The 23,748-nt window shown below is 41.0% G+C and carries 26 protein-coding genes; 21 read left to right on the top strand and 5 right to left on the bottom strand.

Annotated features, from left to right (window positions below; translation table 11 throughout):
* Positions 1 to 11 precede the first annotated feature (11 nt).
* Together NQT69_RS17935 and NQT69_RS17930 are read right to left on the bottom strand one after the other, a co-directional pair.
* On the bottom strand, positions 12 to 665 hold the full coding sequence (locus tag NQT69_RS17935) for an endonuclease (RefSeq protein WP_256829031.1): 654 nt from the start codon (positions 663 to 665) through the stop codon (positions 12 to 14).
* 135 nt (positions 666 to 800) lie between these two features.
* Positions 801 to 1,502 carry a hypothetical protein gene (locus tag NQT69_RS17930; protein WP_256829030.1) on the bottom strand — a complete coding sequence of 234 codons (702 nt, stop codon included), beginning with the start codon at positions 1,500 to 1,502 and terminating at the stop codon, positions 801 to 803.
* A gap of 160 nt (positions 1,503 to 1,662) precedes the next feature.
* On the opposite strand from NQT69_RS17930, the gene NQT69_RS17925 reads away from it, so the two are divergent.
* The gene (locus tag NQT69_RS17925; protein WP_256829029.1) at positions 1,663 to 2,046 is read left to right on the top strand and encodes a hypothetical protein; all 384 of its coding nucleotides are present in this window, start codon (positions 1,663 to 1,665) and stop codon (positions 2,044 to 2,046) included.
* Here NQT69_RS17925 and NQT69_RS17920 read toward each other — a convergent pair.
* The gene (locus tag NQT69_RS17920) at positions 2,033 to 2,485 is read right to left on the bottom strand and encodes a PaaI family thioesterase (RefSeq protein ID WP_256829028.1); all 453 of its coding nucleotides are present in this window, start codon (positions 2,483 to 2,485) and stop codon (positions 2,033 to 2,035) included. The two genes, NQT69_RS17925 and NQT69_RS17920, sit on opposite strands and share 14 nt — an antisense overlap.
* A 116-nt stretch (positions 2,486 to 2,601) precedes the next feature.
* Here NQT69_RS17920 and NQT69_RS17915 point away from each other — a divergent pair, with 116 nt between their 5' ends.
* The 6 genes from NQT69_RS17915 to NQT69_RS17890 all read left to right on the top strand — a co-directional run bounded on the left by NQT69_RS17915 (position 2,602) and on the right by NQT69_RS17890 (position 8,671).
* Positions 2,602 to 3,375 carry a hypothetical protein gene (locus NQT69_RS17915; RefSeq protein WP_256829027.1) on the top strand — a complete coding sequence of 258 codons (774 nt, stop codon included), beginning with the start codon at positions 2,602 to 2,604 and terminating at the stop codon, positions 3,373 to 3,375.
* A 94-nt stretch (positions 3,376 to 3,469) separates the two neighbouring features.
* Positions 3,470 to 4,087, top strand: coding sequence for a transcriptional repressor LexA (lexA, locus tag NQT69_RS17910; RefSeq protein WP_256829026.1), 618 nt, complete (start codon positions 3,470 to 3,472; stop codon positions 4,085 to 4,087).
* A 426-nt stretch (positions 4,088 to 4,513) separates the two neighbouring features.
* Positions 4,514 to 5,656 (top strand): cytochrome c oxidase subunit II, encoded by a 1,143-nt coding sequence (gene coxB, locus NQT69_RS17905; protein ID WP_256829025.1) that lies wholly within the window; start codon positions 4,514 to 4,516, stop codon positions 5,654 to 5,656.
* A complete protein-coding gene (ctaD, locus tag NQT69_RS17900; protein ID WP_256829024.1) occupies positions 5,656 to 7,257 on the top strand; it encodes a cytochrome c oxidase subunit I in 1,602 nt (533 codons plus the stop codon). Before coxB ends, ctaD begins: the two co-directional genes overlap by 1 nt.
* Complete coding sequence (locus NQT69_RS17895; protein ID WP_256829023.1) at positions 7,257 to 7,784, top strand: cytochrome c oxidase assembly protein; 528 nt, start codon at positions 7,257 to 7,259, stop codon at positions 7,782 to 7,784. The genes ctaD and NQT69_RS17895 overlap by 1 nt, the downstream gene beginning before the upstream one ends.
* Before the next feature lie 11 nt (positions 7,785 to 7,795).
* A complete protein-coding gene (locus NQT69_RS17890; protein WP_256829022.1) occupies positions 7,796 to 8,671 on the top strand; it encodes a cytochrome c oxidase subunit 3 in 876 nt (291 codons plus the stop codon).
* Here the strand turns inward: NQT69_RS17890 and NQT69_RS19550 are convergent.
* Entirely contained in the window at positions 8,571 to 8,933 is a 363-nt protein-coding gene (locus tag NQT69_RS19550; RefSeq protein WP_306174099.1) for a DUF2909 family protein, read from the bottom strand. The genes NQT69_RS17890 and NQT69_RS19550 overlap by 101 nt on opposite strands.
* Between NQT69_RS19550 and NQT69_RS17880 the strand changes: the two genes are divergently transcribed.
* From NQT69_RS17880 to NQT69_RS17820, 13 genes are all read left to right on the top strand, one after another.
* Complete coding sequence (locus tag NQT69_RS17880; RefSeq protein ID WP_256829021.1) at positions 8,887 to 9,636, top strand: SURF1 family protein; 750 nt, start codon at positions 8,887 to 8,889, stop codon at positions 9,634 to 9,636. The two genes, NQT69_RS19550 and NQT69_RS17880, sit on opposite strands and share 47 nt — an antisense overlap.
* Positions 9,626 to 10,120 carry a transmembrane cytochrome oxidase associated protein gene (locus NQT69_RS17875; protein ID WP_256829020.1) on the top strand — a complete coding sequence of 165 codons (495 nt, stop codon included), beginning with the start codon at positions 9,626 to 9,628 and terminating at the stop codon, positions 10,118 to 10,120. The genes NQT69_RS17880 and NQT69_RS17875 overlap by 11 nt, the downstream gene beginning before the upstream one ends.
* Before the next feature lie 20 nt (positions 10,121 to 10,140).
* Positions 10,141 to 11,130, top strand: a complete 990-nt coding sequence (locus NQT69_RS17870) for a COX15/CtaA family protein (RefSeq protein WP_256829019.1) — start codon at positions 10,141 to 10,143, stop codon at positions 11,128 to 11,130.
* Positions 11,131 to 11,139: 9 nt separating this feature from the next.
* A complete protein-coding gene (gene cyoE / locus NQT69_RS17865) occupies positions 11,140 to 12,048 on the top strand; it encodes a heme o synthase (RefSeq protein WP_256829018.1) in 909 nt (302 codons plus the stop codon).
* Positions 12,045 to 12,671, top strand: coding sequence for an SCO family protein (locus tag NQT69_RS17860; RefSeq protein ID WP_256829017.1), 627 nt, complete (start codon positions 12,045 to 12,047; stop codon positions 12,669 to 12,671). Before cyoE ends, NQT69_RS17860 begins: the two co-directional genes overlap by 4 nt.
* Positions 12,672 to 12,810: 139 nt before the next feature.
* A complete protein-coding gene (locus tag NQT69_RS17855; RefSeq protein WP_256829016.1) occupies positions 12,811 to 13,083 on the top strand; it encodes an STAS domain-containing protein in 273 nt (90 codons plus the stop codon).
* A 9-nt stretch (positions 13,084 to 13,092) separates the two neighbouring features.
* Positions 13,093 to 13,455 (top strand): response regulator, encoded by a 363-nt coding sequence (locus tag NQT69_RS17850; RefSeq protein WP_064667730.1) that lies wholly within the window; start codon positions 13,093 to 13,095, stop codon positions 13,453 to 13,455.
* 15 nt (positions 13,456 to 13,470) lie between these two features.
* A complete protein-coding gene (locus NQT69_RS17845; RefSeq protein ID WP_256829015.1) occupies positions 13,471 to 15,552 on the top strand; it encodes a chemotaxis protein CheA in 2,082 nt (693 codons plus the stop codon).
* Complete coding sequence (locus NQT69_RS17840) at positions 15,549 to 16,034, top strand: chemotaxis protein CheW (protein WP_256829014.1); 486 nt, start codon at positions 15,549 to 15,551, stop codon at positions 16,032 to 16,034. The genes NQT69_RS17845 and NQT69_RS17840 overlap by 4 nt, the downstream gene beginning before the upstream one ends.
* Positions 16,035 to 16,080: 46 nt before the next feature.
* Entirely contained in the window at positions 16,081 to 18,780 is a 2,700-nt protein-coding gene (locus NQT69_RS17835) for a methyl-accepting chemotaxis protein (protein ID WP_256829013.1), read from the top strand.
* A gap of 80 nt (positions 18,781 to 18,860) precedes the next feature.
* Positions 18,861 to 19,691 (top strand): CheR family methyltransferase, encoded by an 831-nt coding sequence (locus NQT69_RS17830; RefSeq protein WP_256829012.1) that lies wholly within the window; start codon positions 18,861 to 18,863, stop codon positions 19,689 to 19,691.
* A complete protein-coding gene (cheD, locus tag NQT69_RS17825) occupies positions 19,675 to 20,292 on the top strand; it encodes a chemoreceptor glutamine deamidase CheD (RefSeq protein WP_256829011.1) in 618 nt (205 codons plus the stop codon). Before NQT69_RS17830 ends, cheD begins: the two co-directional genes overlap by 17 nt.
* An 8-nt stretch (positions 20,293 to 20,300) precedes the next feature.
* Positions 20,301 to 21,338 carry a protein-glutamate methylesterase/protein-glutamine glutaminase gene (locus tag NQT69_RS17820; protein ID WP_256829010.1) on the top strand — a complete coding sequence of 346 codons (1,038 nt, stop codon included), beginning with the start codon at positions 20,301 to 20,303 and terminating at the stop codon, positions 21,336 to 21,338.
* A gap of 5 nt (positions 21,339 to 21,343) precedes the next feature.
* Here the strand turns inward: NQT69_RS17820 and NQT69_RS17815 are convergent, their stop codons facing one another.
* Positions 21,344 to 22,375, bottom strand: coding sequence for a polysaccharide deacetylase family protein (locus NQT69_RS17815; protein WP_256829009.1), 1,032 nt, complete (start codon positions 22,373 to 22,375; stop codon positions 21,344 to 21,346).
* Between the two features lie 39 nt (positions 22,376 to 22,414).
* Here NQT69_RS17815 and NQT69_RS17810 point away from each other — a divergent pair, with 39 nt between their 5' ends.
* The gene (locus NQT69_RS17810) at positions 22,415 to 23,698 is read left to right on the top strand and encodes an MATE family efflux transporter (protein WP_372823481.1); all 1,284 of its coding nucleotides are present in this window, start codon (positions 22,415 to 22,417) and stop codon (positions 23,696 to 23,698) included.
* Positions 23,699 to 23,748 lie beyond the last annotated feature (50 nt).

Raw genomic sequence — 23,748 nt, 5'->3', positions numbered from 1 at the left:
GTGTAAATAGCTTAGAAGTTGCTGCTCGTTTTTTGTGCTGTGAATACTTGGCTTTGCCACGCTTTAAATAGCTTTTGCTGTTTAGCTGAAATTTTTAAGCCGTAGGTTTTTTGCATATAAAAATAGGCATCAGCAATGCGTTTTCGCGAGTAACTGGGTGGTTCAACAACCCGCTGTTTAAAGTCAACTTTTACTTGGCATTGACCATATTGACTTGCGCTACCTGCAATCATACCAAAGCGATAATTAGAACGGTCTGCATTTATTTCACCGATGGCTGGTGCTAAGTTATTAATATCAGCTTCCATTTTTCTAAATTGCTCACTGGTTTTAACGCAGTTTTTACGGCCACCCTTTTGCCAGCACTGTAGTTGATGACCAAACTCCCACGCCGGGACGATGTGCTCCCACTCAATACGCACAGCGCGCGAGTTTGGCTTGCCCGATCGAGTAGTAACATTTCGCGGTTTATAACCACAAGACGAAGCATCAGGTATGAGCTTTTTACCTTGGCGTTTAATATCGCAGCCGCAGTAAATACTCTTAGCGTCAGCTGGAAGTGTTTTTATTAAATGTCGTTTTGCGGTTGAGAAGCGGGTGAATTGCTCTGCATTTAGATTAAAACTGACAAGGCTGATGAGTATCGCGAATATAAAGTACGGCATATCCAATCACTTATGTGAACTACAGGAGACGCTAGTTTAGAGTGATTAGTCTATTCGGTAAATCGGTTGAATGGGCGAAGTTGCATTACATGTAATAACTTGCGAGGCACTCCGTCGGCCTCGCAAGCCGTTGTATTAGAGTTTAAGGTGACGTAGACGTATAGTTTGTAGCAGTAAAATGATACCAGTGAAGCAAAACAATACACTACATGCTGCAAAGCTGATTAATAAGGGGTTGTTAAAGTCATCGCGTTCATCGTAGTCCATGATATGCAACATCCAGAAAAAGTCGAAAATGCGCCAGATAGTACTGCGAACGGTAATAACGTTGCCGCTATCAGCTGATAGATATAGCGTTGTATTAACAGTATCGTCAAAACTAACTTGCCAGATGTTTTCTTTATAACCGACTTCTCTTGGCCCTTTGTTTAGCTTTATTACTTGCCTTACTTGCGCATCCACTAATAAATGGGCCTGAGCATTGGCTACTATTTGTGTTTTCGTTGGCGCATAGAAAGGGCGACCTGTTAAGCCATTAAAATAGTGTTCTTCATTTTCACCTATTACACTAATAATGGGGGTCGTTAAAAAGTGTGTATAGTTTATGTGTTTTGGCTGTGCCACTTGAGCAACAATATTATCGAGCGATGCGGGGTAGTCTGCTTGTGTAAATGGGTTATCAAGGGAGCGTAGTGCTAAATGTTTTCCATGTACTTTATCAAGCGGAATAGCACTCATAACCAATCCGCCTAGTAACCATGCAAAAATTTGCAAGGCCAGTATGTAACCAAGCCATTTATGAAGTTTTCGTGCATGCTTGAAAATGCGTTTGTTCATTACTTGCTCATTTATTGTTATTTTTCAGTGCGATATTTTATAGAGTAGGGGGAGTTTGCCAATGTGGCAAATTGTCGCAGGCAACAGATGATTTGGTATAAATACAAATTTAGGTTAAAGTTTGCGATGTATTTAACATGGGGTAAGGGTAAAACTACAAATGTCGGAAATTCAATTTTTAAACGTGGATCTAGAGCTTGAGTCTAAACAAGATATAAGTGCACTAGTGGCTGACTTAAAAAAAATTGCCACAGTTTTACATTATGACCAAGACGAATATCGCCAGCTAGCGCGCATAGAAGCCAGAGCAGAGGCCACTACTACACCTGATAAAGCGATTAATCATTTGTGTGAATTAATTGAATCGTGCTCACGTAATGCACTCAAACAATGGCTGTCATGTTCACGCCGAACTTTTGATATTGGCTTTGAGTCAGGCACATCACCAAAATGTTTTAACCAAGCACTGCAAGCAGATACGCTACTTAGAATATCGGCAATTGGTGCGGGTGTTGAAATAACTATCTACCCTATTGAGAGCTAACCTTTCGCTCAACCACTGCTGCGGTCATTCTTGATACGCAGCATAGTTCACCTCGGCTATTCGTTATTTGGATATCCCAAACTGAAGTACGCCTGCCCAAATGTATTGGCTTGGCGATGGCTGTTAAAACCCCGTTTCTGGACGCTTTTAAGTGATTGGCGTTGATCTCCTGTCCAACACAGTAATACTTGGTAAAATCAACAACAAAGTTAGCAGCATAGCTTGCTACTGTTTCAGCTAAAACGACATTAGCGCCACCATGAACCATTCCTATTGGGTTGTGATGCGCTGGTATTGCCGGCATAGTTGCGACTAAATAATCCTCACCAATTTCGCTAATCTCAATGCCCATGGTTTTCATTAATGTGCCTTTGTCATTAATGCCTTCATCAAGTTGTTTACATTGTTCAAGAGTGATTGCTTGATACCAAATGCTCATCAGGCCTCCATTTAAGTTTGAGTAGTGTGTTCAGTCTACACTTTTGTACACTTTCCTACAGTTAAGATCATCAAAATAGCTAAAATGTACCGAATGTTACATTTTAGGAACACATAATGAAAAAAGGAATATTGCTATTAACTAGCTGCTTATCGTTTGTGAGCTATGCAGATATTAACCATCAGGTTGATCTCGGGTTTACGGATTTAAGCGGTTTGGATAAAGCATTTTTAGGTGCAAGATACCGTTATTTTAGTGATGACTTAAATGTCTTATCGGGTCCTCAAGAGTTGAAAAGTCATTTGCATCGAGTGAGTAATGTCGCTATCGGCGGGTTTGCTAACGATAACCTGTATTATCTTACCAGTGATGCGACTTATTATTGGCAACATGGCGTTATTTTAAACGCGGGCATCCAGCACGTGGAAGATGATAGCGGCATCAGGCAATCAGATAGTTCTTTGCTTAGTGCATCAATAGGTAATCAAGTAAATGAGCAATTGCAAATTGGCTTAACTGCTTTTTATAGTCGGGTGGAAGAAGCTCGTCATTTTTATCCAAGCGAGGAGTTCACTTCGGTTGAATGGAGTTATGCGCCTTATATTCGCTGGACTAATATCAATAATAATCAAGGCTGGGATATAGAGGCAAAACAATTAGCAGGGCGCTATCGCTACATCCAAGGCCGAGCTGCTTATTATATAAATCAAGACTGGTCTTTCGGCTTAATTGCTAACGTACATAGTCGGGGCAATCGAGATGATAATTATGAACTGCAAACACAATTTTGGTTTAATGAGTATGTAGCGCTAAAGTTTGGCTTGGGTTCAGCGCTTGACTCAAATGGGGGGTTAAATAGTGCTAGCTTATTATTGAGCGCTCGATGGTAACTCACTAGAGTTTGGGCTAATAAATTTAATATTTGCGATTCTCAAATAACTGTATATACTCACAGTTAAATGTACTGTATGGAAAACCAGTTGTATGCGCCCATTAACGAATCGTCAAGCTCAAATACTCGAACTAATCAAAGTGTTTATCAAAGACACTGGTATGCCGCCTACACGTGCAGAAATTGCACAAACCCTAGGCTTTAAAAGTGCTAACGCTGCAGAAGAGCATTTAAAAGCACTGGCAAAGAAAGGGGTTATAAAAATGAAGCCAGGCGCTAGCCGTGGTATTCAGCTGGTTGAAGAAGAAGAGCCAGAGCAGCTTGGTTTACCCTTGATAGGACGTGTTGCTGCTGGTGAACCAATACTTGCGCAACAGCATGTTGAAAGCCATTGCCAGATTGACCCTTTAATGTTTAAACCAGCTGCCGATTTTTTATTGCGCGTACAAGGTATGAGTATGAAAGATATTGGCATAATGGATGGTGATTTATTAGCTGTGCATAAAACGCAAGTGGCTGAAAATGGCCAAGTTGTTGTTGCTCGTGTTGATGATGATGTAACCGTGAAGCGCCTTGAAAAAGCTGGACGTAAGGTTTTATTGCATGCCGAAAACGAAGAGTTCTCAGCCATTGAGGTCGATTTAGAGCATGAGTCTTTTAATATTGAAGGGCTTGCCGTTGGTGTGATCCGCAACGCAGATTGGATGTAAAGCTACTTTGCAGCAAACCTATGTTGCACCAAATTGGTGATATTTGGTGCTTTCACTTCTTTATTGATTTAACCGCTCGTTTAAGCACTTACTCGGGGCCACTTAGTCCTTATATAAGCTAGATATCCTCTACTTTTAGCCATTCCCTTACCTTTACAAATTTAAAATAACGCGCTGATTTTGTATTGTTATTTTTGCACCAAAATAGAATTTTATTTGCACTAAAACTTGCTAATTGTTCATTTTTTAACTAATTGGTTAATACACTGAGTTAATAACTGATCTTTTGCGCTCTTGCTACACGATATTGTTGCATGCAAAGAGATTAACTTAACCAGTTACAATAAAAATAACGAATTGGCGCGAATAAAAGCAGTGCCGCCTTTTCGCTTTGCGTTTAGCAATAGCATCAAAAGGAGCCGTCACATGGGTAAACTGAGCTCTACCTTGTGGCTTATATTACTTATGCTACCGCAGCAATTATTGGCAAATAGCCAGTTTAATATGCGCGAGGGTGTAACCGATATAAGCAATAATGTTTATCAACTGCACATGACAATATTTATTATATGTTGTGTGATTGGGGTGATTGTATTTGCCGTTATGTTTTGGGCATTAATACATCATCGCAAATCAAAAGGGGCAATACCTGCCCAGTTTCACGAAAGTACCAAAGTAGAAATACTGTGGACTGCGATTCCGTTTGTCATTCTAATTGCAATGGCAGTGCCTGCAACAAAAACTTTAATTGCGATGGAGGATGCCAGTAAAGCAGATTTAACTATCAAAATTACCGGTTCGCAGTGGAAGTGGCACTATGAATACATGGGAGAAGACGTCGGTTTTTACTCGATTCTATCAACACCGAGTGACCAAATTACAAATCAAGCCGACAAAACGGATACCTACCTACTTGAGGTTGATAAACCTTTAGTGTTGCCAATCAATAAAAAAATTCGTTTTCTAATGACCTCAGATGACGTTATCCACTCATGGTGGGTACCTGACTTTGCCGTTAAAAAAGATGCTAACCCGGGATTTATTAATGAAACATGGACCAAAATTAACGAAGAAGGAATTTACCGCGGTCAATGTGCTGAGTTATGTGGCAAAGATCACGGTTTTATGCCTGTGGTGGTCGAAGCAAAGTCAGAGCAAGCGTTTGCTAATTGGCTTGCTGATGCTAAGCAAGCTAAAGTAAAAGCGGCTGCCGCTGATGCCGCGCTGATGGATCAAACGTTACCTAAAGAGGAGTTAATGACCTTAGGTGAACAAGTCTATATGGCTAGTTGTGCAGCATGTCATCAACCTACCGGTATGGGGCTGCCAGGCGTTTTTCCTGCACTTAAAGATAATCCTGTTGTGTTAGGAGATGTTAACGATCACATTGATGTGGTTGTGCATGGACGTCCGGGGACAGCAATGCAAGCATTTGTGAAACAACTATCAATAAAGCAACTTGCGGCAGTTATTACCTATAAACGAAATGCATGGGGTAATGACACCGGTGATGTAGTGCAACCAAGCCAAGTTCAGGCTTTGATTGATGCAACTGCGGAGGCTAAGTAATGAGTAGCACAACAGACGAAAATAATAACGGCGCTGCGCATCACGATGCTGGACATCATCACGGCGCAACAGGGTTTAAGCGTTGGCTATTTACGACGAATCATAAAGATATCGGTAGCTTATATTTAATATTTTCACTGACCATGTTTTTGATAGGTGGTGCCATGGCAATGGTGATCCGTGCTGAATTATTTCAGCCTGGATTACAATTAGTTGACCCACACTTTTTTAATCAGATGACCACTGTACATGGTTTGATAATGGTGTTTGGTGCTGTTATGCCTGCTTTTACAGGGCTCGCAAACTGGATGATACCGCTGATGATTGGTGCGCCAGACATGGCATTACCGCGAATGAATAACTGGAGCTTTTGGATTTTACCATTTGCGTTTTTGATTCTATTAGCGTCGTTATTTATGCCCGGTGGCGGCCCTGCTTTTGGTTGGACTTTCTACGCCCCTCTATCAACAACCTATAGTAACGACAACACAGCTTTATTTGTTTTTGCCGTCCATATTATGGGCATTAGCTCCATTATGGGGGCTATCAATGTGATTGTTACCATAGTGAATATGCGCGCGCCTGGCATGTCTTGGATGAAGCTACCGTTGTTTGTATGGACGTGGCTTATTACTGCGTTTTTACTGATTGCGGTTATGCCTGTTTTAGCTGGTGCTGTGACCATGGTACTAACAGATAAATACTTTGCCACTAGCTTTTTTGATGCTGCCGGTGGTGGTGATCCGGTGATGTTTCAGCATATATTCTGGTTCTTTGGTCATCCTGAAGTGTACATAATGATCTTACCGGCATTTGGTATCATTTCGACCATAGTACCTACCTTTTCACGCAAGAAATTATTTGGCTATGCCTCGATGGTTTATGCCACATCATCGATAGCATTACTGAGTTTTATCGTGTGGGCACATCATATGTTTACTACGGGTATGCCAGTGGCTGCTGAGCTGTTTTTTATGTATTCGACCATGTTGATATCAGTACCTACAGGGGTAAAAGTATTTAACTGGGTAGCTACCATGTGGCGAGGTTCAATAAGCTTTGAAGTGCCCATGTTATTTAGTATTGCGTTTATTGTGTTGTTCACTTTAGGTGGCTTCTCCGGTCTGATGCTAGCAATTACACCGGCTGATTTTCAGTATCATGATACTTATTTTGTGGTGGCGCACTTTCATTATGTTCTTGTTACTGGTGCGGTCTTTTCGATAATGGCTGGAGCTTATTATTGGCTGCCTAAATGGACTGGCAATATGTTTAATATCACCTTGGCTAAATGGCATTTTTGGCTGTCTTTGGTCAGTGTGAATGTGTTGTTTTTCCCGATGCACTTTGTTGGCCTTGCGGGTATGCCACGACGGATCCCTGATTACGCGCTGCAATTTGCTGACTTTAACGCCATTATCAGTATTGGTGGGTTTGCTTTTGGCTTGTCACAATTGCTGTTTGTTGTGGTGGTATTTAAATGTGCTAGAGGTGGCGAAAAAGTACCGGCTAAGGTGTGGGATGGGGCGCAAGGGCTAGAGTGGGAAGTTGATTCTCCTGCGCCATACCATACCTTTGACACACCACCGGAGATCAAGTAATGAACCATGCACCTTTGCTCAAGCGCTTAGTTTTAATATGCCTTGGCATGTTTGCCTTCGCGTTTGCTTTGGTGCCTTTATACGATGTTTTTTGCGATATCACTGGGCTAAATGGCAAGCCTTCTCTTGAGCAAGCAAAGCAAAGCACACAAGTTGTTGAATCACGAGAAGTTGATGTGAGTTTTACCACTCACGCGCAAAGTGGTGCGCCATTTGAAGTTTTATCTGATGAATATAGTGTGCTCGTAAAGCCAGGTGCGATGCGTGAAGTATTGTTTAAGGCAAAAAACCTCAGTAATGAAGACAAAGTTATGCAAGCAGTGCCTTCGGTGTCGCCAGGCAAAGCGGCAAAGTACTTACATAAAATGGCCTGCTTTTGTTTTGATCAACAGCCATTGAAAGCCGGTGAAGAAGTGGAGTTTAAATTACTTTTTTATGTTGATACCGAGCTGCCTGATGATGTGGAAGAGCTTACTTTGTCATATACGGTGTTTGATATTAGTAGCCAGTTAGTGGCTAGTAATTAGGAGCAAGTGAAATGAATCAAAATTACGATAAATACTATGTACCCGCGCAAAGCCCGTGGCCTATTGTAGGCGCTGTGGCGTTATTTTTAATCGCTGTAGGCGCAGCACTGACTGTGATGCAAGTAAACTCAGAAGGCGGCTCTGGCCAATATATACTTTATGGTGGCATCGCTATTTTGCTCTATATGTTATTTAGTTGGTTTAAAAATGTAATAGATGAGTCGCACCAAGGTTTGTATTCAGCGCAAATGGATCGCTCCTTTCGCCAAGGTATGAGCTGGTTTATTTTCTCTGAAGTGATGTTTTTTATGGCCTTCTTTGGTGCTTTATTTTACGCGCGAATGATCTCAGTACCTTGGCTAGGAGGCGCTGGCAATAACGCCATGACCAACGAAGTGTTATGGCCAACATTCGAAGCTATGTGGCCATTAGTTACAACTCCAGGTGGTGGCACAACACAAGCAATGGGCTGGCAAGGTTTACCATTAATAAATACCGTGATTCTGCTGATTTCATCAGTGACTCTACACTTTGCCCATGTCGCGATGGAGAATAATAAGCGCGGCCCACTTAAAGCCTTTTTAGGGTTAACCATTTTACTTGGCATTGTTTTTTTAGGGCTGCAAGTTGAAGAGTACATTCATGCCTACAATGACTTAGGTCTTACCTTAGACGCCGGTGTATACGGTAATACGTTTTTCTTGCTGACTGGGTTTCACGGTATGCATGTGACTTTGGGTACAATTATTTTATTAGTTGTATTCTTTAGAATCTTAAAAGGTCACTTTAGTCCAGATAAACATTTTGCTTTTCAAGCTGCGGCTTGGTATTGGCACTTTGTTGATGTGGTTTGGCTGTGTTTATTTGTGTTTGTATATGTGTTGTAGGGTTGGCATTTGGGTAGATGTAACCGAGTTTTAGTGCGGCAATAACAACAATGAGTACAACCACTGAAAATAACACGCGGCGGCCTAAATAATGTGACATTGGCCGCCTATTATCGCGCCCCGATACCATAATAAATAAGGCTCTGAATAAGTTAAAAAGTATAAACAATAACAACAGTACGATAATAATTTTAATAATCACTGGATTCACCTTTATGCAGCTAATTTTATGGCGTAAACAAAAGCTTAGCTCAATTTTCATCATTTGCGTGGTGCTAATTGTGTTGTTGGTGTGTTTACGCTTAGGCTATTGGCAGCTGCAGCGGGGAGAGGCTAAGGCACAGCAACTTTTGCATATCGCTCAGGTGCAATCACAGGGCGTAATGCCGTGGTCACAAGTATTAGCACTTCCTCGTGATTGGAATAAAACAGGCATACAAGCAACGATAACTGGCATTGTTAATAATGATGTGTATTGGCTGCTCGATAACCAAGTTTATCAAGGGCAAGTGGGCTATGACGTATTGGTACTGGTGCAGCCTTTAGCTAGCAATCAAGCCGTGCTTGTTAATTTGGGCTGGGTTAAAGCCCCTGCCTCTCGTAATCAGCTACCACTAATTACCTTACCTTTAGAACCTATTGAATTTAAGGTGCAGCTAAAACAAGGCCAGCTTAGTGGCTTTACATTAGATAATCCGGCAGATTCTAAACAAAATAACACCTGGCCTAAGCGGGTACAAACTATCGACTTAGAGTTATTCAGCCAGCAAAGCCGACAGCCTATAGTTGATTTTATCGGTTACCGCCAAGGTACTGGAGATGAGCTCGGGGTACCGCATTATCAAGCGGTGGTAATGAGTCCGCAAAAGCATTATGGCTATGCCGTACAGTGGGTATTAATAGGCCTGTCTTGTGTGGTGGTTGCAATGTTTGCCAACAAAAGAAGGAATCAAGATGAAAAATAAACCTATGATTGTTTTTATTGGCTGTTGTTTAGTGCCTTTAATTTTGGCTTATCTTGCGTTAAAGCTAGATTGGATACCTTCAGCCTCGACCAATAATGGTGAGTTTTTAACAACAGAAATAAAATTAAAGAACTGGCAAAACTCAGAGCACAAACAGTGGACCATCGCTTTAAATCATCCGCAACAATGTCAGGATGCGTGTGCACAACAGTTACAAGCACTTGATAACTTGTATGTAGCCCTTGGTAAAAACCAAGGCAAAGTCGATATGGTTATTTTAGGCTCGGCGCAAAAACCAACGTCAACATGGCGGCAAATAGCTGGCTCAGATGAGCTAGAGCCAGCTAGTTTATATTTAATTGATCATATGGGGTTAGTGGTTTTGCAGTATCCCTATCAGCAAGAGCCGCAACAAAACCGACTGGTACAAAAAGGGTTATTAAAAGATTTAAAAAAGCTACTGAACTACTCTCGCTCAAGTTAACGTGATCTTAGGGGCTGATTATGTATAAAAATTATAAATATTTAGTGATAGCAACCTTCTTTTTATCAATTTTAGTAGTGGGGTTGGGCGCGTATACCCGTTTAAGTGATGCCGGGTTAGGTTGCCCAGATTGGCCTGGCTGTTATGGTTTTCTAACTGTACCAAAGCATGAGGCTGATCTGGCTTTGGTGGAGCAAACTTACCCTGACATGATGTTTGAAACGGCAAAAGCGTGGAAGGAAATGATTCATCGCTACTTTGCTGGCACCTTAGGATTACTAATTTTAGCGCTGTTCATAGTGGCATTTGTGAAGCGCAAACAGCCAACGATGCCTATAAAATTGCCGTTATTGTTATTAGTGCTGGTGGTGTTTCAGGCTGCTTTGGGAATGTGGACGGTGACGATGAACTTACAACCGTTAATTGTTATGGGGCACTTGCTCGGCGGTTTTAGTATTTTATCACTGGTGGCGCTACTTTATTTGCGCTTAACAGCAAAACCCATTCCGGGTGGTGATGCACCTGCGAGGGATCAGTTTAAACTAAGTTTAGTTGCTCTAGTGGTTTTGATATTACAAATCGCATTAGGGGGTTGGCTTGCCGCTAATTATGCTGCGCCACATTGCAATGGTTTACCGCTTTGCAGTTATGGTCAGCCATTTTCTTTCAGCAGTGTATTCCAGTTACCCTTGGAACACAGTACCTATGAATATGGCGTGTTATCGCAACAAGCTAGAATGTCAATTCACTTACTGCATCGGATGTGGGCGCTTGTGACCTGCGTTGTGTTGGCGCTGATTATGTGGCGTATTTATAGTCGGGCAGTTTCGGCTAAAATTAAACATTGCTGCGCATCCGTACTGGTCGCTTTATTTTGTCAAATCGCGCTTGGTTTGGCAGTTGTACATTGGCACTTTCCTCTGGGTATTGCACTGGCACATAATTTAATGGCAGCCATACTGTTAATTACCCTTGTTCGTTTATGTTTTTATCTAAAAGCCCGTACCTAGGAGGCTGTTATGGCACATTTATTAACAATAACTAAAGATGCACCTCGCCAACTAACTGAGCTATTTAAAGATTATTTAGCTATTAGTAAATTTAAAGTAGTCGCTATGTTGGTGTTAACCGCTTGGGTCGGATTAGCATTAGCCCCTGATGTTGGCCGTGGTATTGGAGTGCAGTTTATAAGCCTCTTAGGTATTGGCTTGTTGTCGGCAGCCGCGGCGGTAATCAATCATGTGGTTGATAGTGAAATTGACAGTAAAATGGCTCGTACAAGGCACAGACCGGTAGCAAAAGGGCGTTTATCTAAATTTCATGCATTAAGTTTTGCCAGTGTTATTGGCGTAAGTGGTTTTACTATGTTGGTCATTTGGGCTAACACGCTTACAGCAATTCTCACTTTATTTGCTTTAGTGGGTTATGCATTTATTTATACTTCATTTTTAAAGCGTGCTACACCGCAAAATATTGTCATTGGCGGGCTTGCTGGAGCGATGCCACCCTTACTGGGCTGGGTATCTGAAACCGGGCAAATGGCCGCTGCACCTTGGCTATTAGTAATGATCATATTTACTTGGACACCACCGCATTTTTGGGCATTAGCTATTGCCCGAAAAAGTGATTATGAGCGAGCTAAAATTCCGATGTTACCAGTGACACATGGTATCGACTTTTGCAAAACATGTGTCATTGCATACTCTGTGTTACTTGCTTTGGTGTGTGTATTACCTTATTTAATTGGTATGTCAGGGCTAATTTATTTACTCGCTGCTACACTATTAAATACAATGTTTATTTACAAAGCGATTAAGCTAAAAGTAGCGCCGAAAGATGATACTGCCATGGATTTATTTCGTTTTTCAATTATTCATTTGATGATACTCTTCGTCGCCTTATTTATAGATAAATGGCTGGTTATATGAAGTTTTTAACTGTGGCACTTAGCAAGCGTTTTTTTATGCTAATAAGCGTGATGCTATTGGCATCATGCAGTGATGCGACGAAACCTGATGTAGAAGCGTTAGTGTATGAGCAAGCTAAGCCTCTGAGTGATTTTACGTTAGAGGATCAAGATAATAAAAAAGTGACTAAAGCTACATTTCTTGAACAATGGAATTTGGTGTTTTTAGGCTATACCAGCTGCCCTGATATTTGCCCATTAACGCTAGCAAAATTAAACGCCGTACATAAAGCGTTAAATGAGCAATACCCATTACAAATTTGGTTTTTATCAGTGGATCCTAAACGTGATACAGCCGATAAACGTAAAGCCTATATTGATTATTTTAACCCAGATTTTTTAGCAGTGTCAGGTGAGCATAAAGACTTATTTCCATTGGTGCGTGAGCTTGGATTAATTTATGCCATTAGTGACAGTGATGAACAAGAGTACGCTGTTGATCACAGTGCGTCTGTTGCTATGGTTGATTCACGTGGGGCTGTGAGGGCAATATTTAAACCTGAGTTTAAACAAGGCAGTGTTCCCTTAATTAATGCAAAACAATTAATCAAAGAGTTTAAACAGGTAGCAGACTTTTATAAATAATCCACAATAAAAGGAGCATTGTGCTCCTTTTTTGTTTTCCGCAAACAAATTTCCTCTTTTTTTAATGCATATATGGCATTTTCTACAACTCGGTCTAAGCTTTTGTTATGAATTAGGTAATTACGAAAGTGATTAGTTTATGTTAAAGCTTCCTGAAGAGTTGGCGATCACTAAAATTGAATCCTTACATCAAGATTTATTAAATGAACTCAGTACGAATGATGATGTTTGTATAGACATTAGTGAGGTATCGCGTGCTGATACCGCTTCTATTCAATTATTGTGTGCATTACAGAAGCATTTACTTTCAGTTCACCACAAAATAATTTGGATTGGGCAAAGTGAGCCACTAAACAATGCCATCAATCAATTAGGTTTAAATGAATATTTAATACTCGATAATGCAAGTTAAGAGGTTTATATGAAAAGAATTTTAGCTGTGGATGATTCTGCGTCGATGCGTCAAATGGTGGGCTTTACGTTAAAAAAAGCGGGCTTTGATGTAACTGAAGCAAAGGATGGCAGTGAGGCGCTGAATATAGCTAAGCAACAAGGGTTTGACGCTGTGATCTCGGATGTAAATATGCCTGTTATGGATGGTATTACCTTAATTAGAGAGCTGCGCACGTTACCTAATTATAAGTTTACTCCCTTATTAATGCTGACTACAGAGTCGGGCATGGACAAAAAAGTAGAAGGTAAAGCCGCGGGGGCAACGGGCTGGATTGTAAAACCTTTTAATCCTGAGCAGTTATTAGCGGTTTTAAAAAAAGTGATTCGCTAATTTAGGGAGCGGGGCATGAGTATAGATTTAAGTCAGTTTTTTGAAGTTTTCTTTGAAGAAAGCTTTGAAGGCTTGGATGCCATGGAAGCGGAGCTGCTTAACTTGGTGCCGGGCGAAGAAGATTCAGAAACAATCAACACCATATTTCGTGCTGCACATTCAATTAAAGGAGGGAGTGGCACTTTTGGCTTTGACTCTGTAGCTGAGTTTACTCATGTATTAGAAACGCTGCTAGACGAGGTTCGTGAGGGCAAGCGCGTTTTAACCACTGAATTGGTAAATTTATTGCTAAAATCAGTGGATTGCTTAAGAGCAATGTTAAGTTCATTGCAGGCTGAACAAACCCCTGACTTAAGTGAGTCAACTGAGCTTAAAAAACAGTTTGAGAAAATTTTAGAACTTGATGATACCCCCTCAACTCAAGCTGACCCCGTTACTTCGAGCGCAGCCGAAGTAAATACCTATCAAATAGACTTTAAACCGCATCACCACTTATTTAAAACCGGTAACGAACCGCTGTATATGATCAGTGAATTAGCCGAGTTAGGTGATTTAGAGATTATTGCATTTCATAATGAAATTCCCGACATAACTGATATCAGTGTGGATGATTGCTTTTTGTCGTGGCGTTTTTTCTTAAATACCGACAAATCTGAAAAAGCCATTTCTGAAGTATTTGAATGGGTAGAAGACGATGCAGATATAACCATCACAATGTGCGGCGGGTTATTTTCAGATGAAAGCGATGATGCCGCAGACGAGACTGCAGCAGAGCCCGCTATAGCGCCAGCGGAGACATCAACAGTAGTGGTGGCTGAGCATGCAAAAAGTAAAACGAATGCTGTGAACAAGACGCCAGCACCTGCTGCAGAGTCAACGTCAATTAGAGTGGGTATCGATAAGGTTGATTCATTAATCAATATGGTTGGTGAGCTGGTTATAACCCAAGCAATGCTCAGTCAGCTAGGAGAGCAAGAAGTGACTGAAGCGACTTTAACATCACTACAAGAAGGATTAGCTCAGCTCGCTCATAATACACGAGATTTACAAGAAAATGTCATGCGCATACGGATGTTACCAATTAGCTTTGTGTTTAGCCGGTTTCCCCGTTTAGTCAGAGATATATCACAAAAATTAAACAAACAAGTCGAGCTGAAATTAATTGGTGAGCAAACGGAGCTTGATAAAACGGTCATGGAGAAAATTTCTGATCCTATGGTGCATTTGGTCAGAAACTCTTTAGATCATGGTTTAGAAACCGTTGATCAACGCATTGCCTCAGGCAAAGACCCTATCGGGACTGTGACCCTAAATGCCTTTCACCAAGGAGGCAATATTGTCATTGAAATTATGGATGATGGCCAAGGCTTAAATACACAAAAAATAAAACAAAAAGCCATTTCAAATGGGCTTATTAATGAGAGTGATGAATTATCAGATAATGAAGTTAACGAGCTCATTTTTATGCCCGGTTTCTCTACCGCGGATGAAGTAAGTGACCTTTCTGGACGTGGGGTCGGAATGGATGTTGTTCGGCGTAATATTCAATCGTTAAATGGCTCTGTTGAAGTGTCATCTGCGCCAGGCATTGGTTCTACCTTTACCATTAGGCTGCCGCTGACATTGGCAATATTGGATGGTCAATTAGTCAAAGTTGCACAACATACGTATATCATTCCGTTAATTTCTATCGTGGAATCGCTGCAAATTGATATCACTAAAGTTAGCCGAGTAGGTAAAGACCTAGACGTGTTGCGGCTACGCGACGATTACATTCCTATCTTACGTTTATACAAAATATTTAATCATCAAAATGCCATAGAAACACTCGATAAAACCTTATTAGTGGTGGTTGAAAGTGATAACCAAAAGGTAGGCTTATTAGTGGATGACTTACTATCGCAGCAGCAGGTTGTGATTAAAAGCTTAGAAGCAAATTATCAAAAAGTAGATGGTGTTTCAGGAGCAACTATTTTAGGTGATGGCCGGGTATCGCTGATTGTAGATATTAGCGGTTTGATCAAACTATCGGGCTTAAGAAAGCCGGGTAGTCAAGAGTTGATTGTTGAATCACAAGCCAGCTTGGAGGCGTCATGAGCGCACTAAGTAGTGAACTAGATAATAAATTGGTGCTTGAAAATGTACAGGGGGTAAAGCAGTTTCTTACCTTTATTATGGCAGATGAAGAGTACGGTGTAGATATCTTGACTGTGCAAGAGATCCGTAGCTGGGAAGATATTACGCAAATTCCAAATGCCCCAGATTACGTTAAAGGTGTAATAAATTTACGCGGCACAATAGTTCCTATAATTGATTTAAGGCTTAGGTTTGGCTTGGCGAGTATAGCGTACAACGCATTAACAGTAGTGATTGTCGTCAAAGTTGAGTTTGCACAACAAAGTAAAATTATGGGCATGGCGGTAGATGCTGTGTCTGATGTTTATAGCATTATGGAGCAAGATGCGAAGGTGGTGCCTTCATTTACAGAGTCAGACAACTCAGAGTTTGTTGCAGGATTGGTGAATGTGGGCGAAAAGATGGTTGCATTACTTGATCTAAAAAAAGCAATGGATATATGAATATCTATTAATCGAGCTAATAAAAGTTATATAAAAGGTGATGGACATGGGGTGGTTTAGTAATTCTCAACGGGCAAAATCAGAAAGTGATTTGGTTCTAACTGCATTGAATAAATCGTTAGCTGTTATTGAGTTTGAGCCAAATGGCACTGTTATTACTGCTAATAACAACTTTTTAGCTGTGATGGATTATCGTCTCGAAGAGATTCAAGGTCAGCATCACAGTATGTTTATAGACTCTGATGAAGCAGCATCATCACAATACCAAGAGTTTTGGCGACGCTTAAAAAGTGGCGAGTTCATTAGCGATGAATTTAAACGCATTGGTAAAAACGCTAAAGAAGTCTGGATCCAAGCAAGTTATAACCCTGTTATTAACGAGCAGGGTGATGTAATCAAAGTTGTTAAATTTGCTTCAGATATCACCAAACAAAAAAATGATGTCGCTGAAACTGAGGGGCAAATTGAAGCAATTAGCAAATCTCAAGCGGTAATAGAGTTTGAGCTTGATGGCACCATCATTACGGCTAATGATAACTTTTTACAGACTTTGGGCTATCAGCTTGATGAAATCGTTGGTCAGCACCATCGCTTATTTGTTACTAAAGCGTTGGCTGCAAGTAGTGAATACAAAGAATTTTGGCGCCAGCTTGGTCAAGGAAATTTTGATTCAGGTGAATACTTGCGTATTGCTAAAGATGGCAGTGAAGTGTGGATCCAAGCTTCTTATAACCCCATTTTTGATGCCAATGGTAAGCCTTATAAAGTCATTAAATACGCGACAGATATTACCGAGCAAAAACATGCTGAAGTTGAAGCTCACAAAAATTCGCAGTTATCCAGTGCGCTTATGGTTTGCCAAGCGAATGTAATGATTGCAGATAATGACCTTAAAATTGTTTATGTGAATGATCAAGTTCAGCGTATGTTGCAAGCAAGAGAAACGGCACTGCAAAGCGTATTACCTAACTTTTCTGTCGCTAAATTAATTGGCACATGCGTAGATGATTTTCATAAAAATCCACACCACCAAAGAAAGTTATTGGCTGAGTTAACTGAGCCTTATAAAGCAGAGCTTAGGCTCGCAGGGCTTATATTTAGTTTAATTGCGACCCCTTGGATTGGAACCGATGGCGAACGCTTAGGTACAATTGTTGAGTGGCAGGATATTACGGATGCGGTGAATCGAGCAGAACAAGAAAAGCTTGAAGCGGAAGAAAACTTACGGGTGCGACGCGCGCTCGACCGCGTCGCAACCAATACCATGATTGCTGATGCGAGTAACGATATTATTTATATGAATGAAGCTGTAGTAAGAATGATGCAAGCAGCTGAATCGGACTTGCGTAAAGACTTACCTAATTTTGATAGTAGTAAGTTGATGGGGCAAAACATTGATGTATTTCATAAAAACCCTGCGCATCAGCGCAATATGCTAGCTAAGTTAGAAACCACCTATAAAACAGAAATATTAGTAGGCGGACGTACTTTTAGCTTGGTAGCGAACCCAATTTTCACCCCTGAACAAGAAAGAATTGGTACTGTGGTGGAATGGGGCGATCGTACTGATGAAGTTGCAATTGAAAAAGAAATGGCTGATCTAATCACTGCAGCTGGAGAGGGCGATTTACAAACACGGGTATCAGTAGAAGACAAAAAAGGGTTCTTTTTACGCTTAGCAAAAGGGCTCAATAGTCTAATCTCCATCGTAGATGCAGCTGTTGCAGATACAGGGGAAATGCTTGCTGCGATGGCTAACGGTGATTTATCTATACGGATAGAAAAAGAGTATCAAGGCTCATTTGATAAATTAAAAACCGATGCGAATACAACCGCTGACAAGCTAACAGAGGTGATTAATCGCATTAATTCCTCCGCGACTATGGTTGCCAGTGGTGCTGAAGAAATATCTCAAGGTAATGCTGATTTAAGTCAGCGTACAGAAGAGCAAGCATCATCCCTTGAAGAGACAGCTTCAAGTATGGAAGAAATGACCAGTACGGTTAGGCAAAATGCTGACAATGCCAAAGTCGCTAATGGCTTAGCGGCAGAAACGCGTGATAAGGCGTTACAAGGCGGTGAAGTAGTTAACCGCGCGGTTGTTAGTATGTCAGCAATAAATGAATCAAGTAAGAAAATTGCTGACATTATCAGTGTTATTGATGAAATCGCATTTCAAACCAATCTGCTTGCGCTCAATGCTGCTGTTGAAGCCGCCCGAGCAGGAGAGCAAGGACGTGGTTTTGCTGTTGTAGCGGGTGAAGTACGTAACCTCGCACAACGCTCTGCTGGTGCCGCAAAAGAAATTAAAGAGTTAATAAGAGACAGTGTTGGTAAAGTGGAAGATGGAACGTTATTAGTCAATGAGTCCGGTGCAACATTGCAAGATATTGTAAGTTCAGTGCAAAAAGTGACGGAGATGATTTCGGATATATCGGAGGCATCTGAAGAGCAAAGTGCCGGTATTGAGCAAGTTAATAAAGCTATATCGCAAATGGACGAAATGACGCAACAAAATGCTGCATTAGTTGAGCAAGCATCAGCCGCAGGTGAATCCATGTCGGAGCAAGCAAATGATATGCGCCGGTTGCTTAATTTCTTTTCTCTAAGCCAGCAGGAAATGACTCAAACGATCGAATCAACCCCTGCTATAAAATCGCCAGTAACAGGGCATAGCCAAAATATTCGTAGTGCGCCTCGAGGTAACAACTTCGCCGATCCCGCGGACGAGTGGGAAGAGTTTTAGCGTAAAGTACAGGCAGTTTCTTGTTTAATTAGAGCTGCCAGTGCCAGGCTATTTTTACTATTGTATATCGGGCGCAAGCTATGAAAGAGTTTTTATTAACAGATAGTGACTTTAAAAAAATCGCATCATTGGTTTATAGCGCCTGCGGAATTGTACTTGGCGAGCATAAGCGAGAAATGGTTTACTCTCGTTTAGCTCGACGAATTCGCCGCTTGCAATTAGATAGTTTCAAACAGTATTTAGATTATTTAGATGCTCATAAAGAGCAAGAGTTTAGTGATTTTATTAATGCGATTACTACAAACCTAACGTCTTTTTTTCGTGAAGCTCACCACTTTGAATATTTAAAGTCACACATTGTTCCTGCGTTGTTACAAGCCAATAAACAGACAAAACGAGTAAGAGTGTGGTCTGCTGGGTGCTCGAGTGGTGAAGAACCTTACACCTTGGCCATGACATTAAATGAGTTATTTCCAACTAATTGGGATATAAAAATACTCGCCACCGATTTAGATTCTAATGTACTTGCAAAAGCGCAGTCGGGAAGTTACACCGCAGCGAATGTGAATGGTCTTGAGCAGCATCATTTACAGCGTTGGTTTTTAAAAAGTAAAAATGGTGAACTCTTTAAAGTAAAGCCGGAGTTACAAAAAAATATATATTTTAAGCGGTTAAATTTGCTTCAAGATTGGCCGATGAAAGGGCCCTTTGATGTAATATTTTGTCGCAATGTTGTCATTTATTTTGATAAGGCAACCAAAGATCAGTTGTTCCAACGTTATTGTAATATTTTAGCGCCCCATGGGCATTTATTTTTAGGTCACTCTGAAACTATGGGTAAGGAGCATAGTGAATTTAAGAATTTAGGTCGAACTATGTATCAAAAGGTGTTGCATGAAGCAGAGTCTTAAACCTGTATTACCCGGCTTTGAGCATGTAAAGCGGTTTTGGGACGCGGGTCATCAACATGTTGTTGCCAAAGTTTTGCCTGGCGAGTTTTATGTTTCTAAGCATAATGAATTAATATCGACCGTACTGGGTTCGTGTATTGCAGCATGTGTTTATGATGACCGTTTGGGCATTGGAGGCATGAATCACTTTATGCTCCCCATGGAAAAAGGGGCTGACTACAGTAATGCGCATAGTTTAAATTGCCGCTACGGCAATTGGGCCATGGAGTTTTTGATTAACGAAGTGCTTAAAAATGGCGCTTCTCGGCAAAATTTAAAGATAAAGTTGTTTGGAGGCGGGAAAATAATTCGCTCGATGACAGACATAGGGCTTGGCAATATTCGTTTTGCCTCTGCGTATGTTAAAGAAGAAGGGCTTGAACTGGTATCTCATGATGTGGGAGGGCCTTGGCCAAGAAAGGTATTATTTAATCCGCAAACAGGCAAAGCACAAGTGAAAAAGTTACGAGATATGCACAGTGATGCGCTGGAAAAACGTGAAATACGTTATTTACATGATATCGAAAAACAAGACTCGCAAACAGATATCGAACTATTTTAGGGGGGAGTATGATCAAAGTATTGGTTATCGATGATTCGCCCTTGATCAGGCAGCTACTAACAGAAGTGCTGAATCAAGCGAAAGATTTAACCGTGGTTGGTTGTGCGGAAGATCCATATCAAGCGCGTGAGATGATTAAACAGCTAAACCCTGACGTAATTACACTTGATATTGAAATGCCGAAAATGGACGGGATCAGCTTTTTAAAAAATTTAATGCGACTGCGGCCTATGCCAGTGGTGATGATTTCTACCCTAACCAAAAAAGGCTCACCAATAACGTTAGAGGCTTTGGAGCTTGGGGCCGTTGATTTTATTGCAAAGCCAAGTGTTAATGTTTCGCAACAATTTGCCCAGTACACCCAATTAGTGCAACAAAAAGTACGCACCGCAGCCTCAGCTCGGGTTCGGTCATTTAAAGTAATGCAAGAAAAACCGTTAGATGCATCGGCTATCACCGAATTTGATATAAAAGCTGTTTTAGCAATTGGCGCATCAACAGGCGGCACAGAAGCGATTAAAGAAGTACTACTTAGAATGCCAAAAAACTGCCCGCCGATAGTTGTTACGCAACATATTCCTCCCGTTTTTAGCAGTTCTTTTGCGCAGCGAATGGATAGAACCTGTGCGATTAATGTAAAAGAGGCTGAACACGGCGATAAGCTCGTAGCTGGTTTAGCTTATATTGCCCCAGGTGATAAACACCTCACCGTTATTAAGCAAGGTATGAACCTGTATTGTCAGTTAGATGAATCTACGCCGGTTAATCGTCATCGACCTGCAGTAGATACTTTATTTAATTCATTAGTGAATGTTTGCCCGAAAAATACCGTTGCTGCATTGTTGACAGGTATGGGAAGTGATGGGGCTCAAGGTTTATTAGCACTAAGACAGCATGGCGCCTATACCTTAGCGCAAGATGAGTTAACGTCGGTTGTGTGGGGAATGCCAAAAGCCGCCATAGAATTAAATGCTGCGACTGATGTTGTGCCACTGGATAAAGTGGCACATAAGTTACTACTACACGCGCAAAAACAACGCGCGTAAGCAGGTTACTTTACAATAACCCAAGGTTGTGAAAACCAGTAATAACTCCCCTTATACTGCTTAGATGGTGCTGTACAATTAAAACGAGAGCGCCCTTGGCTAAGCTTTTTCGGGGAGCTAACAGTTACAGTATCATCGCTGGTCCAATCAAGTTTTGCTTGGCCTACCCCCGACACATAACAAGCTAGTTGGCTTTTGTGAAAACCCCCCATATTAAAAGTAATACTAATTTGAGGTGGATTTTGCTGGGTAACACTATCGGTGTAAACAAGCTCTTTGATAGAAAAGGCACGAGAATTCAACTTAGTTATTAAAGTATCTAATTTGCTATAGAACCCAGATGCAGGAAAACGGGGCAGGCGGCTGAAATCTGACTCTGCATTTAGTGCGCCTGAGTGTTGACCTATGCCAATGAAGCCAAGTTCTTTCACCAGAGCTTGTAGTTGATTGTTAAATTCTCCATAAGGATATGCTAGGTACTTATAGTCATGGCCAATTTCTTCTTTAATGCGCTGTTGTGAAGATAAAATATCTTGCTTAATACGTGATTGCCATTGCGTATCGCTTTCACCTTCATACTTTTTATGTAAGTAATCATGTTGGGCGCTATGATTACTGATTAACGCCCCTTTTTTGGCGAGCTCTCTTAACTTATCCCACCCCATAACATAGCGTTTTCCTTCATCTATAAGCTTTGGGTTAACAAAGATGGTATAAGGAAAGTTAAATTTTTCCAGAATAGGCGCTGCTTGTTCATAGTTATTGTTATAAGCATCATCAAATGTAATTGCGACCGTTTTATCTGGTAAACTTTGCCCTGCTTGCAAGGTTGTTAATAATTCATTGAGCGGTATTACTTTAAAGTCATGTTGCTGCAAATAGCTAAGGTGCTCTGTGAATGTGTTGGCGCTAATGCTGGTGACTGCTGGTAGCGTTTCGCTCACATGGTGGTACTGTAAAATAACTGCGCTCTTGGCAGGTAAAGATAACCAAAATAGGATTGAAAAAACACAGTGAAACAATTTCTTAAACGTCATAAGGCACACCATCAAAGCTTGCTGTTGTTAGCGGGTCCAATGATACTATCAAATATAACCGTGCCATTGTTAGGAATTGTTGATACTGCGGTAATTGGTCATCTTGGCAGTGCCCATTATCTTGCTGGTATTGCCCTGGGTGCCTCGGTAATTTCATTACTATTTTGGCTTGCAGGCTTTTTAAGAATGAGTACCACAGGGCTTGTCGCACAGGCTTATGGTAAACAAGATGTGGAGCTATTGGCCGGTCTATTAAAACGTAGTTTAGTGTTGGCATTAATTGTTGCTTTCTCATTGTTAGCTTGCTCGCCATTAATAAAACAGGCTATCGCTTTTTTATCCGGATCAAATAGCGAGGTCTTACAGCAAGCCTATAGTTATTTTGATATTCGTATATTTAGCGCACCTGCAGCGCTATGTAATTTAGTATTATTGGCTTGGATGCTCGGCGTACATTATGGCCGCGGACCTTTTTACTTATTGTTAGTGACCAATATTACAAATATTGTATTAGATGTCTATTTTGTGGTCTTTTTAGATTGGCAAGTAGCGGGAGCTGCTTGGGCCTCGGTGATTGCGGATTATACCGCGCTTATATTTGCGCTTTGTATGGTACTTAAGTTAGCAAACAAAATGGCAGTGCCTCTTTTTATAGGCAATTGGTTCAGTGTTACCAAAATGCAGGATTTACTCAGTTTGAATCGCGATATTTTTATTCGCTCACTGATCTTACAGCTTTGCTTTAGTTTTATGACTTTTTACGGTGCGCGTATTGGCGAGGTAACCTTGGCGGCAAATGCCGTTTTGCTGAACTTTTTAATGTTAGTCAGTTTTGCACTAGATGGCATAGCCTACGCCAGTGAGGCTAAAGTGGGTCACGCTAAAGGACAAAATAGCGCACGCAAAATTCATCTATGGGTTAAGGTAAGTCTGTTTTGGGGGGTTATATTTGCCTTTGCATACAGTGTATTTTTTGCCTTGTTCGGTTCGCAAATTATTTCTTTATTAACCGATGTACCCGAAGTTATCAGTGCTGCAAATACGTACCTTCCTTGGTTAATTGTATTGCCAATTGCGGCGATGGGATGTTTTTTATTTGATGGCGTTTTTGTTGGTTTAACACGCGCGAAAGATATGAGAAATACCATGATTATCTCGGCTGGAGTTGGCTTTTTCGGTGTGTTTTTACTTTTTAGTGGCTGGCAAAACCATGGTTTATGGCTGGCAATGACCTGCTTTATGTTATTACGTGGCGTGACCTTGATTATAAGGTATGCGCAATTGTATAAAAAAGAATGTTTAACCGTGCAAAGTAGTGAGTAAGATTTTTGCACGTGAATTATTTCTCAAGATAGCTTAAAACTGTGTGATGA

It is taken from the genome of Pseudoalteromonas shioyasakiensis (assembly GCF_024518675.1).
Classification (GTDB): Bacteria; Pseudomonadota; Gammaproteobacteria; order Enterobacterales; family Alteromonadaceae; genus Pseudoalteromonas; species Pseudoalteromonas shioyasakiensis_B.
The sequence above is the reverse complement of the archived record's forward strand: the minus strand, read 5'-3'. Positions and strand labels throughout refer to the sequence as shown.